Genomic DNA, 16,841 nt, shown 5'->3' on the forward strand with positions numbered 1-16,841 from the left:
GGAATCGCGCGCTCCACCTACTACGATCCCCCTGGAGAACGCGGCCGACGACACCGCGATCGTCGAGGCAATGTTCTCGATCAGCGACGAGTTCGAGTTCTACGGTTATCGCCGTGTCGGCGCTGCGCTGCGTCAGCAAGGCCTCGTCGTGAACCACAAGAAGATCCGGCGCCTGATGCACGAGCATGATCTGCAGCCCAGGATCAGGCGGCGCTTCGTGGCCAGCACCGACAGCGATCATGATGGCCCGATCTTCCCCAACCTGGCCAGGGACATCGTTGCAACCGGCCCGAACCAGCTCTGGGTCTCCGACATAACCTATGTCGCGCTGCCGACCCGCTTCGTCTACGTCGCAGTCATTCTCGACGCCTGGTCGCGCATGATCGCCGGCTACGCCATTGGCCGATCGATCGATGCGCGGCTGACGATGGCAGCCTTGAAGGCGGCCATTGAACGGCGCCAGCCGCCGTCCGGCTGCATTCATCATTCCGATCGGGGCTCCCAATACGCTGCGCAGATTTACCGCGAAGCGCTGGAAACAAACGGCCTGACGGGCTCGATGGGCCGCAGAGGCAATCCTTACGACAACGCCAAGGCGGAGAGCTTCATGAAGACGCTGAAGGTCGAGGCGGTCTACCCGATGGCCTTCGAAACCTTCGACGACGTCATTGATCACCTTCCCCGCTTCATCGAGGAGGTCTACAACAAACGCAGGCTCCATTCGGCGCTCGGATATCTGAGCCCGCAGCAGTTCGAGGATCAACACATCCGGCAGACTGGCAAATCAGCAGCCTGATATCTGTCCACCTTCAGGGGCGCACTCCATTTCGCTGCTCCACTGCATGAAATTTTGGTACCAGCCAGACACCGTTTCCTAAGCAACCTGCAGTGCGCCCAGGAAGAAAACGAAACAGATAGCTTGCCAAACCCCTCGTCACCTTTCGGGTCGTTGCTCTGGTAAACGTAAACCTGTCGATTGAACGTGGTCCTCTAACGGACCCGGTCGTCGCGGTCGCGTTCCCTTCTTTATAGTTCGTCGTGCTCCAACTCCTCGAGGCGAGGGATATGCTGTTGCGCCGGATCGGTCCGCGTCGTTTCGCTGCCGCGTTGTGCGGCCTCCTTGTCGCTGTCTAACTTACCCTGCAGCCGATTTGTAGCATCTACGGTCGACCCAGTTCGTGAGCCTGCTCGGACGGTTCGTCCGGCCGGCGCTCGGCCTCCTCGGGGCGACGATCTCGCTGCTGTTCGGTCACGGCATCGACATTTGCAGGGGTTTTGCCCTGCACTTCTGCCGGCCCCTCTCGGGTCTGCTCTGCCGCCTCGATAGCGCGCTTAAGCTCCGGATCGTTCTCGGCTATCTCGCATATAGGTGTTGCCCTGGACGGCAAGCTCCGCCGCGCGAGCCAGTCCGCTCAAAGTCAGCTCGGAATAGCCTTGGAGCAAATTATCGATGCATCAGAGACATGAACGCGTCGCTAGACGACCAGCGATCAAAAACCGAGGCCCGCCTTCCAAAGCTGACGTAAGAGACACATAGCCGGTCAGCCCAAAAGAAAAAGGCGGCTGGAGAAGGGCGTCGTTTTGCGGGTATCCCCGATCGCCTAGACTCAATCAGGCGACCTTGAGATCCTTCATCGCCTTTTCAAAGACATCCTTGATTGGCTTGGATATATCTTCGGCAGCCTTGGTCGTCACGGCCTGAAATTCCTTGGCCTGCTCTACGGTCAGTTCGACCTGCTTGCGCAAGAAGGCAGCCTGCAGCTCGAGGAACTCGGAGGGCGCCCTCACGGCAACCAGGGCTTCGAGGTGCGAGAAGCCGGCTTCGGCATTGGCGCGCAGAGCAGCAATTGTCTTCAGCGACAGCTCGTTGCCGACGGTCTTGGAGGTTTCGAGGCTCGACTGCAGCGCCTTCTGGGTCGTCTCGGTGCCTGAGGCAAATTTCGCATAGGCTTCTTTCGACTGCTCGAGGCCCTTTTCGGCGACAGCGCGGATCTGGTCGGTAGCCATCGACGGGTCGAAGGTCGGGAATTCGGAATTTTCAACGGTGTCAGCGGTCTTGGCCATAGTTTCCATCCTTTTCAGCGGGCGGCCCTTCACAAAAGCCGTCTCATTCATCTACGAAACTGACGTTACGGCATTTGTAGTGCATTGCAATATTTTTGTGCGACGCACCATCCTCTTTATCCCAGCGTTAACCCGCTGAATTTTTCGCCTGCCGAGGCATGATCCATGACGACAATGTCGCCGGGCTTGAGGGTGGGACGAGAACTTTGTCGTCATAGATTTTTGAACCTCTCGCCGTTGATCGGTCCGTCGATGAGCGATGGTGCATCGACACGGTCGTGGCGCAGCGCCGCCAGGAAGGCACGATTCCAATGGTCGTTCGGCGCCTTGGCTTTTATCCTCTCGCCTCGCGGTGCCCATGCGGGATCTGGTGTGCGCCTGCTCAGCGGCGGTCGATACACTGGTCATGCATCGTCAGCAGGTTGGCGGATTCATGCTCAAACATGGTCGTCGATTCCCAGGAAACCTGGACGATTCGCTATCTGCGCTGAGTTCAGGAGCAACGGTTTTGAATATCCAGCGCAGCAGCTTGCCCAGATCGAGCATAACCGCAAGACGGGCCACCTCGCGCCGCCCAGCGTAATCAGCCAGTGCGTTCATCACGTCAGGATCAAGATGCGATCACCGAGCGAAAGGTGCAAATGTCGCTCCGCTGACGCTTCAAAGCCAAGCCCGCGCGCCTCACCGATAAGAGCTTTAGCTATCGCGTTGGCGGCATCGTCGCGGTGCCTTCGGAACGTCGAATAGGCCCACCCGCGGCGCTCGCACTTGATCTCGGCGCGGGTTCTCCCTTGTCTCATCGCCCTGTCAACGCCTTGCAAATGAGCGAAACCAAGCTGTCGCGCGCTCGCTTGTGGAGTGCGCCTTTCGGCCGCCATGCAAGGAAATCATCAACACTCATTCAATCAACGGGTTTGTGTCGGCGTCTGGCTGGCTGAATTCCACATATAGATGCAGTTCGTCCGGCACGAAGACGACCCTCCACAATCCTTTGATGTCATTGGCAAGGTTGTAGGCGAGGACGGTCACGGCGGGGCACTCCTTTCGCCGTGGCGCGTGCCTATCTCACGGGAAAATTCCAACACCAGAAGTTAGTATTGACGCTCGCGCTTTCTCAGAAATCCAACGTCCGCGTGATGCCGAAAGGTGCAGCTAGCTTTTTGTCTATCTCGATTGGGAACACGGGACCGCCGCGAAAGTTCGGTGCACGCAGCGAATCCTCCCCCTCCAGGTATTGCTGCAGATCGGTATCCCGATCGGCCCGCGCTCCCCGCAAGGGCCCGGGCCTCGGCCTGTGGTGCTCATGCCATCTACTTCGATCCGCAAGATGGAATATGATCTGGATAGAAGGACCCTCTCGGTGTGGTTCGTCGCCAGCGGTAAACGGTACGAGTTTGAGGGGGTACCGCCGGAAACCTTGCCGCGTTCCGGGCCGCGTTCGCCAAGGGCCGCTATTTCAACGACCACATCCGCAACAATTTCCGCTACCGTCTGGTTGCGAGCGATAGCGACCCGGGATGACCTGACCTGCCGGCGGCTCAATCGTCCTGTCGCTCCAACCGGCGGTTGGTGGACGCGTTGCCGCTGTTGCGCTTAGGGTTGGTTACGGTCCGCGCTCACTTGGCAAGCCCAACCCCCCGCATCCCCCCGCCTGGTGCAAAGCGTTTGATCGGTCCCGCCGTTCTGGCAGTGCGGCGGGACTTTTTTGCGGTCCAGGGAGCATCGGCGCGCGGGGAAGGCGCGGTGCACGCAGCACCCTTTTCTCATCCAACGTACGTCGGTGGCGCGCTGAAGGGTCTCAACGTCGGTCTGCCGCCGGAGCTCAACTAGCTGGACTATTGCTCGACCGGAAGCGGCTCGTGCTGCGGCTCAGCGTGGTGGAAGACCTGTCCAAGATCGCGCGCGTCGAACGTTTGGCCGCAGACTGGGCAGTAGACCAAGTGCTTCGACTCGTCCTCTACCGGCCCGTCATGCGGCCTGCCCTCATAGCCTGTCGCGATGTTGTCGGTTCTAATCCGGGGCAACGACAAGTGCCTTTCGTCGTTTTGGCGGCCGATATTTCTCCATTAGCCGGACCTTGTCACGGTCGACCGTGACCAGCGGCCCGAGGTCGATCGTCACGGTGTCCTCGTCGATGCGCGTGACCTCGCCTTTCAGGTCGATTTGCTGGCCTCGGTTCACCTTGGTGTGGTCGATGATGGAATGTGGGAAGTCGTAACCTGGGATAGAGACGCTTACGCGGTCCTCTGTTATCCGCCTTCGAACCGTGGCAGTAATCGCCACCTGGTCACCAATGCCTATTCCCCGAGCCATGCCATGGATTCTGGTGCGGGCAGTGTCTTCTTCAAGAGATTCTAATATACGCCGGCCATCCTAAGGCTGACCTACGACCAGAGTTACAAAAGTTGAACTTCATCGGGGAACACTCCTTCTGTCTGCCTGTTCAATTTGCCGGGCGCATCCCGCGCATTCAGACAGGAGAAAGCAGATGAAACGCATCCTTTTGGCTTCGGCCGTGCTGGCGGTGTCGGCCGGGCTTTCCTTTGCCCAGACGACCAGCGGAACTTCGAGCGGAACCTCAACGAGCGGAACCTCGACCACGACAACCATGCCCAGTACGACGGATCAGGGCACCGGCACGACGAGCAGCGGGACCAACATGTCCGGCGATCAGGGCACCGACACGACCACCACCAGCGGCACCACAAATCCGAACTCGGCCAGAGACTGCGCGCCCGGCCAGCAGACTGGCAGCGCTCAGCAGGCGGCGCCTGGTCAGCAGGACACGACAGCCAACACCGCCGCGCCAGGCCAGGTGAAAAAGACCGACGAAGGTTGCTGATTGGCACATCGGCACAGGTTGGAATCACCAGCGTGTGGCTGGCCAGTCTCCCCCGACCACCGCCTGAACTCAACTCGGCTGGCGAGCAAGTTGCCGCCAGCCGAGCATCAGTCCAGGAACCTTTGCGCGTGATTGTGCTTTCAGTGGGGCACGCCTGGCTACTGTTTGCTTTCGGTCAGATAGATATCCGTCTGCTCGCGCATCTTGCCTGAAGGGAGCTGCGGCCGCGCTCAGAGGAGAGGCTAACAGGTGATTTCGATCGACGCGCTGTATTGCCGATAGTGCTAGAGCGATTCGAACCCTACATCGGACAACGTCTTCGGGGTTGATCGTTGCGGCCGGCTTTGCAGTGGTTCCGGAGGAACGGAGCTTCCGCCGCGTTGCCCGGCGGGCTCAACCCACTACTGACTTCTGCAAGCCAAAGCCGGCGATCTCAACTCGTAGAAGTGAGCGGACCGTCTCGCCAGCTCGCAAAATTCCGTTGGTGTCAGACCTGTAAAACGGCGGAACTCATGAACGGCCTGCGATTGATCAAAGTAGGCCTCATCGACAAGCTGTCGTAAATTTCTCGTTCGGATCTTGCAATATCGCTTTGATAGTTCGTCTCAACCGCGCAAGTTGGCGAAAGCGGACCGGCGAATTTGCCGTTGCTCTGCTGAAACGGTTCTCAAGCTGTCTCTCGCTCAGTCCCACAAGATCGCAGATTTTGGAGATCGATGATGTTCCCGTCTCGAGAAGTCGGAAGGCGGCATCGAGGGTGCGCCGCTCTGCTCGGGGATTGAGACGTTGCTGTAGAAAATGGTTCAGCAGGTGGACCCGCGTGCTGTCAAGCGCTGTGGTTACGATTTGCTCCGTCAGACGCGTTGCCTCTTGTCCCCAGATCACCTCGAGTGGAACAATTCTGTGTGCAAGTTCGGAAACAGGTACTCCCAGCAGATGTTCTGCCATGCCCGCCCGAATACGGACAGCAAGAAAGCGAAATCCCGGCACGGCCTTTGGGTGAATGGGCTGGCTACGGCAGCACAAAACATAGGCCCGCGGCGGCTGTTTCCCGTTAAGCAGAAAGCCTCGTGCAACGTGAAAGAATATCTCAGCTCCGCCTGGGCTTGGCCAGAACGGCATAAATTCGATGTTTTCGCCAGGATTGGTCTCACGTGACCAGTAGCGATCAACCACGTGACCTATCGATTCGATCGGTCGATAGGATATACTCAGCATCCAAGCCTCTCAAAATCCATGACTTATCTGTTACGCCACTTCTGCAGTCGCCCATCGCATACATAGATTATCTTGGCTCAGTGTACAGGCGCACGATGCTGGTTATGTTGTCATCGCCCATGCCGCGATCAATCCCGTGCTGGAAGACCTCGCGGGCCGCAATAGTCAGAGGCATATGCTGTGAGCAGTCCGCGCCCGCCATAGCGACTGCATATGCAAGGTCTTTGTCCATGAGTTCTACTGGAAACAAGGGTGCGAACGTGCCCGCGCGCATGGAGGCTGCCATCGTTTTCGCCGCTGGGCTGCTGGCGGGCGTCGTGCCAATAATCTCGACGGCTCGATCGACATCGGCGCCCAGCCGCTGCAGCAGGCCAATGAGTTCGGCCATTGCGCCAACCTGGATAGCGAGAAGAGAGTTGACGGAGAGCTTCACCATGGCGCCTGCCCCGACCGGCCCAGCGTGATGTACTGCCGTCCCCATGGCTTTGAGCAGCGGTTCTGTTCGCGCAAGGACGTCCTTCTCGCCGCCGACGATATAGATCAGCTGGGCCGCCTCCGCTTGTGGGCGCCCGCCTGCCACCGGTGCCTCAAGGAAGGCGACGCCCCGAGCCGATGCGGCTTTGGCGAGCTCGCCGATCCAAACCGGCGTCAGTGTCGAGCTCTCGATCGCCACCGCGCCCGCCTTGAGCCCAGCAAGTGCCCCCGTGTCCTCGTCGAGCCATATTTTCCGTGATGCAATGCCGTCTCGAACCATGGCGATCACGAAATCTGCTTCTGCCGCGGCCTCTCGCGGCGTGCCGGCGAGACGTGCTCCTGTGGAAATGAGCGAATGCGCCGCCTCCTTTGACCGGTTCCACACCGTCAAGCGGTGCCCTGCCTTGAGCAGATTGGCTGCCATGCGCGACCCCATCGCTCCAAGTCCTAGAACTGCCACTTCAGCCATCGGAAATCCTTTCCGTCCGTCGTAGGTTGTATGAAGAGCCGATCCAGTTGTGTGGTCGACAGCTAAATGGCGAACACGCTTAGATCGCGTGGCTGTCGGCTGGCACAGCTATGTATTCGGCAAAAACCACGAACACGGCTGCCGCAGGCGGCTCTCTAAGTAGATCATTGAACACGGATAGCGCATTGCGCACATGGGGAGAGGCCATATGAGACTCCCAAGCCGCATGATCGCGGTATTGTTCCACGACATAAAAATGCGTGGTGTCGGACGTGCTCTGAGCGGCGTGATACGACACCGCGCCCGACTCAGCGGATGTCTGCCGCGTGAGATCGATGAGGATGTCACGGACTTGATCGACGGTCTCGGCCCGAGCGAGAAGATTCGCGATGAACATCATTAGCAGACCCTTGTTGATGCTGGAATGCTAGCTCGGCGAAGCTGCGTCGCATTGTAGAAATGCGAAATGGCAGCGAAATCACGCGTGGCTCCGGACGCGTCAGCAACATTGTAGATCCACCGGCCTGCTGCGGCTCGGGATCAGCACCGACGCTGCACGTGCCAAACAACAGGAGGAAGGCCGGAAGCTGAGCCAGACTCTCTTTAACGGGTTCGCCGTTGACGGGATCCTGTAGAATTCGCGGCTGACCGGAGCGGAATGCGTGGCGGTCTACGACCGCGCCGTTGACGGCAGGCTCAGGGCCCGACGGGCCACGGCGCTCATGCGGAACTCGTGCCGGCGCTAAGGCAGCTGAACGTCCGGGTTATCCGTGGCGACATTGCGTAAGGGGCCGTCGGGCTATCTCTAGGTTGCCCCCTGCCCGACGCTAGGTCCCACCCATCGCACAGTACCGATGGTCATGTAGACCGCGGCCCCACGACTTGCCCCAGTTACTTGAAGGTAGTCCGCGAGTTGGCTGGGTGCTGCCACGGCTTGGATGGAAGAGGTCGGAGCCCGCAACGGGGAGGGGTTCGTTACCTACAGCAGGGCAGTGGATACGGGCCTCTTCAATCAGGGCTGGAAGGACAGTGCCGATGCGATCTTTCCATACCGACGGCACTGTTCCCAAGGGACCGATCGCCTTAGTCGAGGTGCAAGGTTACGTCTTCGCAGCATACCAACCGCGCTGAACGCTCGCACCTACCAAGCCGGACAGCGCTACTGGTCGCTGCATGTTGCACCGGAGCGGAAGAAGCTCGAACGCCGAGGCTTTACCCCAAGCCAGATCGACGCCGAGATCAGCCGCTATGCGACGGCGATCAGCCGCATCCTTCGCTCTCAAAAGCAATATGGCTCAACACCGGATAGTGCCGCATGAGCGAGGGAGTGAGCATATCCGTCCGCGAAGCGGAGCGGAGTGGGGGTGTGGGGCCTCAGGCCCCGCGTTTTCCTTCTGTTGGCGCTAACGCCGCCCGCGCGATGGCATTTCGTTCCGCCGTCGGTTGGATCGACCAGTCGCTCGCGCATGTTGGCCGAGGCAGTGGAGCGCATGCCCGATGACAGGTTCCTCGCCGAGCACCAGGCCGCGCACGATGAGCCGCGCTCGCCGTCTGTCGACCTGGTTGCCGCCGTGCTTGAGCGCGAGTGGTGGCGCCGGGTGGCCTGAAGGTCGCGACGAATGAAACGCCGGCCCAGTTCAATCCGCGCGACGTCCTTCAAAGCTGGGGGGATCGATCTTCACCAAGCGGTCTGCGGCCTCGACCGCAGTTCGTATCCTGCTGCACAGCGCGAGATTTTCGGCCAGCATTTCTTCAGTGCGTTGAAGCGCGAGCTCGGTCCGGTGGATGCGCTGCCTGGCATTGGCAACTTCCGATGCCAAAAGATCGGCCGCCATCCCGTGGCCGTGGGGTTCCATAGTGTCCATGGGTTTCTAATACATGGGGGGCGATATCGTTCCCTGATGTCGGGCGAAACGGCGGGCCGCAGAAAAGCGCGATGGGCACCGGCCTGCTACTCACGGAGCACCCCCTCCTCCTTGGCAGCAGCCTCGAAAGCCTGACGGACCTCTTCCGGAGTCACACGGTCCTGAAGGGCGTCGGCGCACAGTTGCACAGCCTTCCTCCACTTAGGTCCCATCTTGGTCCACTTCATGAGTTCCTCGGCGGCACCCTCGACGTTGTTGCACCCGTAGGTGACCCCAGGTCGGTCGGTCTTAACGTACACCGGAGGGGAGAACCAATGGGTTACCACGACACCTCCTACTCAGGGGAGAGATACACGTTGGCCTCCTTAGCGGCAGCCTCAAAGGCTTTTCGTATTATGTGGGGGTCAATCGAATCGCCCTCCAAGGCTGACAGGCAGAGGGTCACCGCCTTATGCCAGCGAGGCCCTCGGCGGGTCCACATTTTGAGGTGCTCAAGGGCTTCCTTCGCATTGTTGCAGCCATGCCTGACACCGGTTTCAGTCTTCACGAACACCGGAGGGACGAACCAGATGGGCGCCATGATACCTCCTACTCAGGGGAGAGATACACGTTGGCCTCCTTGGCAGCCGCCTCAAAGGCTTCACGGACCTCATGGGGGGAGGCTCTGCCCTCGAACGCATCGACGCAGGATTGGACCGCCTTGGTCCACTTGGGGCCGTTTGTGTCCCACGCCATGAGTTCCTCGGCGGCTCCCTCGACGTGGCTGACCCCATTGCGAATGCCCGGACGTTTCGTCTTCACGTAGACCGGTGGAGAGAACCAGAGAGGACCCATAAGGGGGAACTTAGAGCGGCAAGAGCCCGCCGACCAACCCCGCTTTAGCCGCAGCTAAGGGAACGATGTAGGCCCACGCGGGTTTAGAGGTGGCAGCGGGATTCTTCGTGGATGTGCAGCCGCTGTGGGGGGTCCGTCGCCTCTCCCTCACCGGCGGCGGGCTCCTTTCGCGAAGGCGGTGTTGGTAATAGACACCTAGAACCTTATACCGCATCCAATTTAGCTAGTTCTCATTGGGGGAGTAATGTCCCCTCCTCTTTTGCAGCAGCCAGGAATGCCTTGCGGGCCTCCTCAGGTTCCATCTCGTCGAAAATCACGGCCATGCAAACGCGCACCGCGAGGTCCCAGCAAGGGCCACGCTTGGTCCACTTCATCAGCTCCTCGCCGGCAGTCTCGGCGTTGTTGACGTTGTGGATGATCCCGGGACGCTCGGACTTGACCGGGACCGGAGGGTTGAACCAGTGGAGAGCCATGCGGTCACTCTTTGTCGGCCCGATCAAGTTCCTCCAGCAAATACATTTGCTCAGCCCAGTTCCCGTTCTACAGGCAGAGTGAGCAGGTTGCGAAGGTAATTGCGGATTACTCCTCTAGCTATTGAAAATGGCGCAGGACGGCGCGCTTTCGTCGCGATGCCACAGTGACTGAAGTTGGCTGACAGCTACTCGCGACAGTCGAAAGCCACGCAGAGGCATGGCAGTTGCTGCCTCGACGATCGCCTCGGTTAGTTCTTCGTCAGAGGCCACCAAGCAAGGCGCAGCCTCCCGAGCTTCGCGTAGTGCAGCTTTGATCGAGACCGTGTCGCCACGGTCCGCCCTGTTGAGGAGGCGGTTATTCGCGAAGATCGAACCCGACGAACAGGCCAAAGGCTGGGGCAACATTGACAATAAGCTCCACCAGCTCGCAGTCAGTTTCCGCCAGGTGTGGCCCGTCTCGGCGCACCGCTGCAATAGTCTCTTTGACGGAGATGATTTGGCCGCGACGGGCTTGTAGGATCAGCTCGTGAACAAGGTGTTTGGCAGTCACTTTGTCGGGTCGGCAGTTCGTCCAAACGTTCATACAAGGCCTCCCACCTCAGCGAGAACCCAAGGGAACATTCATGATCCTCTGTCGAGAAAAATCAAGAAGAATGTTTGATAACTTCTGAGTGGGAATCAGGGGGACAAGCCACGAAGCGAGCCTCTATACTCTTTGACCTGACGCTCAGCCAGCCGGCTAGGGACCTTCTTCCGTCGGGCCCTGTTTGGCCCGATCAATAGCCGCAAGTAATGACTGTAGGGTTGGCGGCAGTTCTGGTTCGACCTCCAGATTTAAGAATGTTTGTACGTGATGACGATAGCCTTCGGAACGGATCAGTTTCCGAAACGCTTCGGAGACAGACTGATGGTCTGCTTTGTTGCTCGTTGTCATGTTCGGGAAGTCCGTCCCAATGAGCCGCAACTCGCCCGCAACGAATGGGTTCCATCAGGAGGTCGGAATATTTGGCTGAATTTTCTGAGCGGGAGATCGGATAACTGGCTCGCGCGAAGACCCCCCGTGCCCCCTTCGTTTGCCGCAGCATTAATCCTCGCTCTTTGAACTGAAGATTCATGTCGATCTAGCGTCGGTGTTGCACATCGTGAATCTTGGAATGCTTCTGTCCAATGTTTGCTCACAGCGGGTTGACACTACGGCGATACAACGGCCGCGCTTGTCCGCGTACGGAAGATGCAAGCGCAGTTTGAACAGCCCAAGGGCGCGGCGCTGTCCAGCCGGATAAAGGGCGGACGAACGGATAAGCGGGAGTCCGACGGCTAGGGCACGAGTCCAGCCTAGTGCGTCGCTCGCGTCTTCGGACTACTGGTGAAGCAAGTCCGATGTGGGCCTATCGCGACCCCGCTTCACCTGCCGTCCAGCCGTTCGCGCATTCGCGATCGTCGCTCTCGGCAACAGGCGGCGCGCCCGGCCAGGACGTGTCGCATGTGCGCGCTGTCGAAGGAGGCGCGCAGCAACATTTCGCGTGAAGCCAACGCGGGCATCCGATCGATCGTAACCTTTCTCTGCAATGAGCGCCTTGTTGCCGGCGATGGGCCTTCGGCTCTTACGCATTATGGAAATCACATGGTGGTCCCGGCACCCGATGCCGGCAACAGGTCTGCTTCGGAGCGTCGTGACAGAACTGGGCGACATGGTTGCGGTGGAGTAGGCGCCGTCGCCCTGGATGAACAACAACCTGTCGCATGCGGTGCATGCGTTGTCGAAGCTTTCGGTCGGTCACGGCCGCGGCCGCATCGACAACAACCGCAACGGCATCAAGTCGTTGCTGAAAGCGCGCAAGGTATCTGTCACGACATAGCGTGCCGGCGAAGGTCCGCCCTCGCGACAGGGATTCGTTCTAGGCCGATCAGTCGGCAACGCGTCCGGCCAGATGAGCGAGAGCTTACCCTCGGTGTTGGTCTCGACCCGGCTCGCATAGAGGTGCCGTGAAGGGACATCTCCAAACGCTCATCGACGGTCGTCGATCACTGCCGACTACGAATCGAGATCGTATGGCTCGTGGCCTAGCTCGTTGTGATGAAGCGAGGACGCGCCGCCAGTCGAGACCTTCGAGTAGCGCCGAGAGCTGCGCGGCCGTCAGCCGCATCATGCCGTCATGTACTTTCGGCCAGCGGAACTCCCCATCCTCCAAACGCTTGGCATAGAGGCAGACGCCGGTGCCGTCCCAGAAGATCAGCTTGATCCGGTCTGTCCGCTTCGCCCGGAAGACGTACACGGCCCCGCTGAACGGATCGGCTCCCATCGTCTCGCGCACCAGCGCAGCCAATCCCTCCGCACCCTTGCGGAAGTCGACCGGCTTCGTCGCCACCATGACCTTGTCCGCACCCGTCGGCCCGATCACGACGTCGCCTTCAGCGCGCGGATCACCGCCGCCACCGTCCTGGTATCGGCGCCACGGCCGACCCGCATGGCGATGCCGTCGATCTCAAGCTCGATCACTCCGGCGTCTCGAGTGGCTTGCCGTTTCCGCTGCTTCGGTGGATGCCTGGCTACAGGCTCCGCCGCCGCCACAACCGCCGGCACGAAGGCAGGAGAATCTTGCTGCACCGAAGCGGCCTGTTTGCGCGCTTCGCGGCGCCAGGCGAAGACCTGCTGCGGCCTGAGGCCATACCGGCGGGCGACCTCGGAAACGACTGCGTTCGGCTCCAGCGTCTCCGCGATGATCCGCGCCTTGTCATCCACCGACCAATGACGCCGACCGCCAGCGCCGTTGATCACCTCGAAACGTCGAGGCTGCCGCCCCGGGTCAAGCGTAAGGTCAAGTCCAGACACAAGCCGATCTCCGATCCCATTACTGAACCGGCAACCTCACAGATCGCGACCACTCCCGAAAGGTGGTCCCAAAACAGCGCGCTGATGTCCGCTGTCAAGGTTTGGAACGCAGGAGGTCGCCCGATCCGAGGAACGGCTGCTCATTCTGATAGTCGCGCATGGGTGGAGGCGGAACTGAAGGACGTCGGTGATCAAGCTCTGATGCGCGGGTTGACTACCGCATTCCCGATTGTGCGTCCGGGGCTGTTCCTATCTTACTGCGGGCGTCGGCCATGTTGCCGGCCACAAAGCGTCTGACGGGCATTCCCCTGCCGTGGTCCCGCCTCCGCCCATGCGCGAGATGTGCGCCGTCGCGGCGAGCGATCAGGTGACGCGCGCCTCCCTTGCGACTGCCCACATGAAGCCGACCAGTTCACGGGCGATCGCGGTGCAGACGACCGTTGTCCGTTTGCCTCGAGCGCTCAGCATGCGGTAGCGCGCTGTCAGGCGGGACTGCGCCTTCCAGGCGATCTCACGCACCTTCGGTGGCGCCTGCTCCAAGCGGTATAGCTTCGCCTTCCCGACCTTGGGCGGATGTCGATAGGTCCAGGCGCTCTCGACCAACATGTGGCGAACCCGACCGTTGCCTGCCTTTGTGATGCCGCCGCGCCGGACTGTCTCCCCGGTTGAGCGCTCGCCGGGAACCAGACCGAGATATCCCATGAGCTGGCGTGGGCTTTCGAACCGGCTGGCGTCGCCGACTTCGGTGACGAACGTCACGGCGACAATCAGGTCTACCCCACGCAATGTCTGAAGCGCCCACACGATCGGTGCCAGTGACCAGGCCGGGACGAACTCTTCGATCACACGCTCCAGCCGCTCGACCCGCTCTTTCGAGACGCGCACCGCCTCGACCATCTCCTGGAGTGCGATCTGATGCGCGGGATGATCGAACCGCTGTTCCTGAAGCCAGCGTAGATAGCGCATTGTCCAGCTCTTTTTTCGCGGATAGCTACGGCCCTGCTTGAGCATGAATGCGCTCACCTGCTGGCGATGAACCCGCAGCGTCTCGACCGCGGCCGCCCGCGCGCGAACAAGATTCCCGTATGGACTCGTGCCCTTCATCGGGAACCCACACCGCGGTCAGCTCGCCGGCGCGCAATAGCCGGGCAAGGGAAATGGCGTCTCGGCGGTTCGTCTTCACCCGATCGCCGGGCTTCCTCGGTATCAATGATGGTGCAACCACGGTACAGTCGTGCCCGAGCGACCGGATCAGGCGATAAAGGCCGTACCCGGTCGGCCCGGCCTCATAGCAGAAATGCGCGTAATCAAAGCGGCTGGCGATCCGGCCTATGACCCGCCGCATGCTGGCGGCCGACGCGTCGACCTCGCCGAAGAAGCGAACCTCTCCCTCCCGGCCCACGTCCGCAATCGCGATGGCGTTCCTCAGCTTCGCGACATCGATTCCGACAAATGCTTCCCTATCTTCCCTATAATCTGCCACGGCTCGTCCTCCTGTGGTGAGGATCGGCTCGGCCCGCCCGAGCAACCCTCGGACGCGCAGTGTAGGGCGAGCCACCTCACCGGCAGAGGCGGACATACGGTCTTACGAAAAGACCGCCTTAGCCAATCCTCAACATGCCAGCGACCGACGCGGTCGCGCCATTTCCGGGCGAAGGCTTATCCCCTATGTTCCAACACAGGCGAAGGTCAAATGATCGGTTTGAACGAAAGTTGCCGTCGTCTGCGCGATAACAGAAATTAAAGCACGGTATTGTGCTGGAGAACCGAAAGCACTCCCACTACCGCCTGCAGCAGTGCGATCACCACCGAGAAGGTTATTCAGCTTCGAAGAGGCATGGCGGCTCGTCCCATAAGCGGCACGCGGCAACACTACTTCGAGCGTGTAGGCTTCGCCAGTGGCCATCCGATTATCGACGTAGATTGCAGGATGAGGGCCGAGGAGGTGCTGCAAGGTCACTACTGCCCAGATGCGGCAGAGACCACGTGCTACACTGACAGCCAACGTCGGCTGGGAGTGTGAACTTTGCCGTTCGTCTCGTCCATCGAAACGAGCAAGGAGCGCCAGGAGCGCTCATAAAGCGATCGGGGCGAGCGGCGGAGCCGACCCGAAATGGACATTTGGCTTCCCCCAAACCACTGCGTTACTAAGCCGACTTTCCGAATATTCTACGGACAATCTCGTCTTCATTCGCATCGAAGCAGCGGCCGTGACTGAGAATCACCCGCCGCGGTTGCCACGACCGGAGTTTGCTTATTACTGCCTGTGTCTTCCGTCGATGCAGGAGAATTGGCAGCCGCATGCCAAAGAAAGTCCGCCCGTGCGGGTAAGCCATCCGAGTCAGGTTGGTCACCGTGCGCCAAGGCTCATCGATCATGTCCAATTCGAGATTGATGATCGTGTCTGTAAGGATCAGCGTCTTTGAAGCGTGGTGGAAGAATATGAACTCTTTGAAGTAGCCACCGGGAAACAGCATCTGGTCCATGTCCCGCCGCCACTCCTCCGGCGGATCGGCTTTCAACTCTCGTGCAAACGTCACATCCGCGTGCCGTGCGCGTGCTCTTTGGCGGACTCCGGGCGATGCCCATGTTGTTGCCTCAGGGAAAGCCTTCCACCACTCACCGATATGAGCGTAGTGAAACTGGTTGGGTGACACGAGGTGGCGAATTCTGCCCAAGTTCCGTAACTCTTCGGCCAACCTCGAAGCAAACTTGATGGGCGAATGAAGGAACAGATCGCCGTTCGATAGGCGCACCACCGTCATCCGAGTGGTGAATGGCAGCGGAAGTTTTATTCCTGCTACCGTCAGATACTCAAACGGACCGTCAACGACGCCGATATCGGGTCCCTGAGGTTTGTAGACGTTCACCGGCTCGTAAAGGGACGCACTCACAGCCCATTCCACTTCACCAGCTCGGCGCAAGGCGATGCACGCTATCTGGGCCAAGTTGCGTCATGCCGAACCGCAGCACCTGCTGCTTCTGGTGGAGCAACAAAACTTGCGCTCGAGGGCAAGTCTCAAGACGTGCGTGCCAAGGCAATCGAGATCACATCGTCCGTGTCAATGTCAGGCAAATCGAAGATCATTGGCAATTGCCGCGTCATGGCCATCTTCACGATCAACTCTTCCATCGATTCAACCGGAAGGCTGGCGTTTGAACGCTGCCGCATTAAAAATGCAAGCTTGTGGACCGGCACGGGCGTCGACTTCGCGCGGTCATCTAAAAGCCTGCCGATTTCGATCAGAACGTCTGCGTCGATGGTGTTGGGCAATTCGCGCATGGTCTATTCCTCCCTGCCCCTGACCATGCGCGTCGCGGGCAGCCGAGTCTCGGGAAACCTCCGTACGTTTTTAACGATGTTGAAGAGCGTAAATGCAACTCTCTGGCTGCAGAGTGGCGTGAGCCGATAGGCTCGGCTGATGTTCACCACCGGTCGGCCCGCCTTGCCGTGTGAATTTGTACCCCCTTTAGAGTCGTGAGACCATTCTGCGAGAATGTCTGGAAACGAGCTTATATTTGCCGGTGCTCGATCGGTGACGAAAGCGAGACGGACGCGACCGAATAGGGACTTAGCAGGCTGTTGAAGAAGTCTGACGTATTGCCTTGAGGATGGCCTCGTCGCCGTTGTGGTAGGCGAATGTGATCTCGATCGAGCCGTCGTCGAGCAATTCGGCATAGCCGTCGCCTGTGACTTCATCCATCTCGTCACACCCGGCCCATGTGAAGTGAACTATCGAGGGGCTGTAGCTCAGTTCGAGACCGGCTT

Annotated in this window: 21 protein-coding genes and 5 pseudogenes; 6 read left to right on the forward strand and 20 right to left on the reverse strand. The window is 59.8% G+C overall.

What is annotated here, in order from left to right; genetic code table 11:
• Nucleotides 1-31 precede the first annotated feature (31 nt).
• The gene (locus tag NKJ73_RS29875; RefSeq protein ID WP_352572063.1) at nt 32-796 is read left to right on the forward strand and encodes an IS3 family transposase; all 765 of its coding nucleotides are present in this window, start codon (nt 32-34) and stop codon (nt 794-796) included.
• An 815-nt stretch (nt 797-1,611) separates the two neighbouring features.
• Here NKJ73_RS29875 and NKJ73_RS29880 read toward each other — a convergent pair.
• The 3 genes and pseudogenes from NKJ73_RS29880 to NKJ73_RS29895 form a co-directional block, all read right to left on the reverse strand.
• Complete coding sequence (locus tag NKJ73_RS29880; protein WP_352456156.1) at nt 1,612-2,073, reverse strand: phasin; 462 nt, start codon at nt 2,071-2,073, stop codon at nt 1,612-1,614.
• A 102-nt stretch (nt 2,074-2,175) separates the two neighbouring features.
• Nucleotides 2,176-2,438, reverse strand: a pseudogene (locus tag NKJ73_RS34360) (IS630 family transposase); the annotation flags it as partial.
• A 523-nt stretch (nt 2,439-2,961) separates the two neighbouring features.
• On the reverse strand, nt 2,962-3,093 hold the full coding sequence (locus tag NKJ73_RS29895; RefSeq protein ID WP_352572052.1) for a hypothetical protein: 132 nt from the start codon (nt 3,091-3,093) through the stop codon (nt 2,962-2,964).
• A gap of 298 nt (nt 3,094-3,391) precedes the next feature.
• On the opposite strand from NKJ73_RS29895, the gene NKJ73_RS29900 reads away from it, so the two are divergent.
• Nucleotides 3,392-3,661: a hypothetical protein gene (locus tag NKJ73_RS29900; RefSeq protein WP_352456135.1), complete on the forward strand. Its 270-nt coding sequence runs from the start codon at nt 3,392-3,394 to the stop codon at nt 3,659-3,661.
• Nucleotides 3,662-4,074: 413 nt separating this feature from the next.
• On the opposite strand, the gene NKJ73_RS29905 is transcribed toward NKJ73_RS29900, so the two are convergent.
• Nucleotides 4,075-4,377 carry a hypothetical protein gene (locus tag NKJ73_RS29905; RefSeq protein ID WP_352456136.1) on the reverse strand — a complete coding sequence of 101 codons (303 nt, stop codon included), beginning with the start codon at nt 4,375-4,377 and terminating at the stop codon, nt 4,075-4,077.
• A gap of 175 nt (nt 4,378-4,552) precedes the next feature.
• On the opposite strand from NKJ73_RS29905, the gene NKJ73_RS29910 reads away from it, so the two are divergent.
• Complete coding sequence (locus NKJ73_RS29910; protein ID WP_352456137.1) at nt 4,553-4,906, forward strand: hypothetical protein; 354 nt, start codon at nt 4,553-4,555, stop codon at nt 4,904-4,906.
• 543 nt (nt 4,907-5,449) lie between these two features.
• Here NKJ73_RS29910 and NKJ73_RS29915 read toward each other — a convergent pair.
• The 3 genes from NKJ73_RS29915 to NKJ73_RS29925 all read right to left on the reverse strand — a co-directional run bounded on the left by NKJ73_RS29915 (nt 5,450) and on the right by NKJ73_RS29925 (nt 7,467).
• Nucleotides 5,450-6,124: a hypothetical protein gene (locus tag NKJ73_RS29915; RefSeq protein ID WP_352572053.1), complete on the reverse strand. Its 675-nt coding sequence runs from the start codon at nt 6,122-6,124 to the stop codon at nt 5,450-5,452.
• Between the two features lie 67 nt (nt 6,125-6,191).
• Entirely contained in the window at nt 6,192-7,067 is an 876-nt protein-coding gene (locus tag NKJ73_RS29920) for an NAD(P)-dependent oxidoreductase (RefSeq protein ID WP_352572054.1), read from the reverse strand.
• A 79-nt stretch (nt 7,068-7,146) separates the two neighbouring features.
• Nucleotides 7,147-7,467, reverse strand: coding sequence for a putative quinol monooxygenase (locus NKJ73_RS29925; RefSeq protein ID WP_352572055.1), 321 nt, complete (start codon nt 7,465-7,467; stop codon nt 7,147-7,149).
• Nucleotides 7,468-7,984: 517 nt separating this feature from the next.
• Between NKJ73_RS29925 and NKJ73_RS34365 the strand changes: the two are divergent.
• Together NKJ73_RS34365 and NKJ73_RS29930 are read left to right on the forward strand one after the other, a co-directional pair.
• Nucleotides 7,985-8,189, forward strand: a pseudogene (locus tag NKJ73_RS34365) (amylo-alpha-1,6-glucosidase); the annotation flags it as partial.
• A 47-nt stretch (nt 8,190-8,236) separates the two neighbouring features.
• Nucleotides 8,237-8,386, forward strand: a complete 150-nt coding sequence (locus tag NKJ73_RS29930; protein WP_352456157.1) for a hypothetical protein — start codon at nt 8,237-8,239, stop codon at nt 8,384-8,386.
• A 318-nt stretch (nt 8,387-8,704) separates the two neighbouring features.
• Here the strand turns inward: NKJ73_RS29930 and NKJ73_RS29935 are convergent, their stop codons facing one another.
• The 6 genes from NKJ73_RS29935 to NKJ73_RS29960 form a co-directional block, all read right to left on the reverse strand.
• A complete protein-coding gene (locus NKJ73_RS29935; protein ID WP_352572056.1) occupies nt 8,705-8,902 on the reverse strand; it encodes a hypothetical protein in 198 nt (65 codons plus the stop codon).
• Nucleotides 8,903-9,018: 116 nt separating this feature from the next.
• The gene (locus NKJ73_RS29940) at nt 9,019-9,258 is read right to left on the reverse strand and encodes a DUF982 domain-containing protein (RefSeq protein ID WP_352456143.1); all 240 of its coding nucleotides are present in this window, start codon (nt 9,256-9,258) and stop codon (nt 9,019-9,021) included.
• Nucleotides 9,259-9,266: 8 nt separating this feature from the next.
• Complete coding sequence (locus NKJ73_RS29945; RefSeq protein ID WP_352572057.1) at nt 9,267-9,512, reverse strand: DUF982 domain-containing protein; 246 nt, start codon at nt 9,510-9,512, stop codon at nt 9,267-9,269.
• A gap of 8 nt (nt 9,513-9,520) precedes the next feature.
• Nucleotides 9,521-9,766, reverse strand: coding sequence for a DUF982 domain-containing protein (locus NKJ73_RS29950; protein WP_352479083.1), 246 nt, complete (start codon nt 9,764-9,766; stop codon nt 9,521-9,523).
• A gap of 230 nt (nt 9,767-9,996) precedes the next feature.
• Complete coding sequence (locus NKJ73_RS29955; RefSeq protein ID WP_352458910.1) at nt 9,997-10,239, reverse strand: DUF982 domain-containing protein; 243 nt, start codon at nt 10,237-10,239, stop codon at nt 9,997-9,999.
• Nucleotides 10,240-10,594: 355 nt separating this feature from the next.
• Complete coding sequence (locus tag NKJ73_RS29960; protein WP_352458909.1) at nt 10,595-10,822, reverse strand: hypothetical protein; 228 nt, start codon at nt 10,820-10,822, stop codon at nt 10,595-10,597.
• A gap of 1,141 nt (nt 10,823-11,963) precedes the next feature.
• Here NKJ73_RS29960 and NKJ73_RS29965 point away from each other — a divergent pair.
• Complete coding sequence (locus NKJ73_RS29965) at nt 11,964-12,098, forward strand: hypothetical protein (protein ID WP_352458908.1); 135 nt, start codon at nt 11,964-11,966, stop codon at nt 12,096-12,098.
• A 195-nt stretch (nt 12,099-12,293) separates the two neighbouring features.
• On the opposite strand, the pseudogene tnpB reads toward NKJ73_RS29965, so the two are convergent.
• The 7 genes and pseudogenes from tnpB to NKJ73_RS30000 all read right to left on the reverse strand — a co-directional run.
• Nucleotides 12,294-12,611, reverse strand: a pseudogene (gene tnpB, locus NKJ73_RS29970) (IS66 family insertion sequence element accessory protein TnpB); the annotation flags it as partial.
• Nucleotides 12,612-12,637: 26 nt separating this feature from the next.
• Nucleotides 12,638-13,072, reverse strand: coding sequence for an IS66-like element accessory protein TnpA (tnpA, locus tag NKJ73_RS29975; protein WP_352572058.1), 435 nt, complete (start codon nt 13,070-13,072; stop codon nt 12,638-12,640).
• Between the two features lie 363 nt (nt 13,073-13,435).
• Nucleotides 13,436-14,555 (reverse strand): annotated as a pseudogene (locus tag NKJ73_RS29980) (IS110 family RNA-guided transposase).
• Nucleotides 14,556-14,738: 183 nt separating this feature from the next.
• On the reverse strand, nt 14,739-14,978 hold the full coding sequence (locus tag NKJ73_RS29985; protein ID WP_352458821.1) for a hypothetical protein: 240 nt from the start codon (nt 14,976-14,978) through the stop codon (nt 14,739-14,741).
• 241 nt (nt 14,979-15,219) lie between these two features.
• Nucleotides 15,220-16,020: a DUF4336 domain-containing protein gene (locus tag NKJ73_RS29990; RefSeq protein ID WP_352458820.1), complete on the reverse strand. Its 801-nt coding sequence runs from the start codon at nt 16,018-16,020 to the stop codon at nt 15,220-15,222.
• Between the two features lie 71 nt (nt 16,021-16,091).
• Complete coding sequence (locus tag NKJ73_RS29995) at nt 16,092-16,355, reverse strand: hypothetical protein (protein ID WP_352458818.1); 264 nt, start codon at nt 16,353-16,355, stop codon at nt 16,092-16,094.
• A 289-nt stretch (nt 16,356-16,644) separates the two neighbouring features.
• Nucleotides 16,645-16,841, reverse strand: a pseudogene (locus NKJ73_RS30000) (hypothetical protein); the annotation flags it as partial.

It is taken from the genome of Mesorhizobium sp. M0074 (genome assembly GCF_040322975.1).
Classification (GTDB): domain Bacteria; phylum Pseudomonadota; class Alphaproteobacteria; order Rhizobiales; family Rhizobiaceae; genus Mesorhizobium.

Bases quoted from the DNA above. Each gene is read 5' to 3' on its own strand.
- NKJ73_RS29880 (WP_352456156.1), bottom strand. From the start codon at position 2,073: ATGGAAACTATGGCCAAGACCGCTGACACCGTTGAAAATTCCGAATTC.
- NKJ73_RS29900 (WP_352456135.1), top strand. From the start codon at position 3,392: ATGGAATATGATCTGGATAGAAGGACCCTCTCGGTGTGGTTCGTCGCC.
- NKJ73_RS29905 (WP_352456136.1), bottom strand. From the start codon at position 4,377: ATGGCTCGGGGAATAGGCATTGGTGACCAGGTGGCGATTACTGCCACG.
- NKJ73_RS29910 (WP_352456137.1), top strand. From the start codon at position 4,553: ATGAAACGCATCCTTTTGGCTTCGGCCGTGCTGGCGGTGTCGGCCGGG.
- NKJ73_RS29915 (WP_352572053.1), bottom strand. From the start codon at position 6,124: ATGCTGAGTATATCCTATCGACCGATCGAATCGATAGGTCACGTGGTT.
- NKJ73_RS29920 (WP_352572054.1), bottom strand. From the start codon at position 7,067: ATGGCTGAAGTGGCAGTTCTAGGACTTGGAGCGATGGGGTCGCGCATG.
- NKJ73_RS29925 (WP_352572055.1), bottom strand. From the start codon at position 7,467: ATGATGTTCATCGCGAATCTTCTCGCTCGGGCCGAGACCGTCGATCAA.
- NKJ73_RS29935 (WP_352572056.1), bottom strand. From the start codon at position 8,902: ATGGCGGCCGATCTTTTGGCATCGGAAGTTGCCAATGCCAGGCAGCGC.
- NKJ73_RS29945 (WP_352572057.1), bottom strand. From the start codon at position 9,512: ATGGCGCCCATCTGGTTCGTCCCTCCGGTGTTCGTGAAGACTGAAACC.
- NKJ73_RS29950 (WP_352479083.1), bottom strand. From the start codon at position 9,766: ATGGGTCCTCTCTGGTTCTCTCCACCGGTCTACGTGAAGACGAAACGT.
- NKJ73_RS29955 (WP_352458910.1), bottom strand. From the start codon at position 10,239: ATGGCTCTCCACTGGTTCAACCCTCCGGTCCCGGTCAAGTCCGAGCGT.
- NKJ73_RS29960 (WP_352458909.1), bottom strand. From the start codon at position 10,822: ATGAACGTTTGGACGAACTGCCGACCCGACAAAGTGACTGCCAAACAC.
- NKJ73_RS29965 (WP_352458908.1), top strand. From the start codon at position 11,964: ATGAACAACAACCTGTCGCATGCGGTGCATGCGTTGTCGAAGCTTTCG.
- NKJ73_RS29985 (WP_352458821.1), bottom strand. From the start codon at position 14,978: ATGGCCACTGGCGAAGCCTACACGCTCGAAGTAGTGTTGCCGCGTGCC.
- NKJ73_RS29995 (WP_352458818.1), bottom strand. From the start codon at position 16,355: ATGCGCGAATTGCCCAACACCATCGACGCAGACGTTCTGATCGAAATC.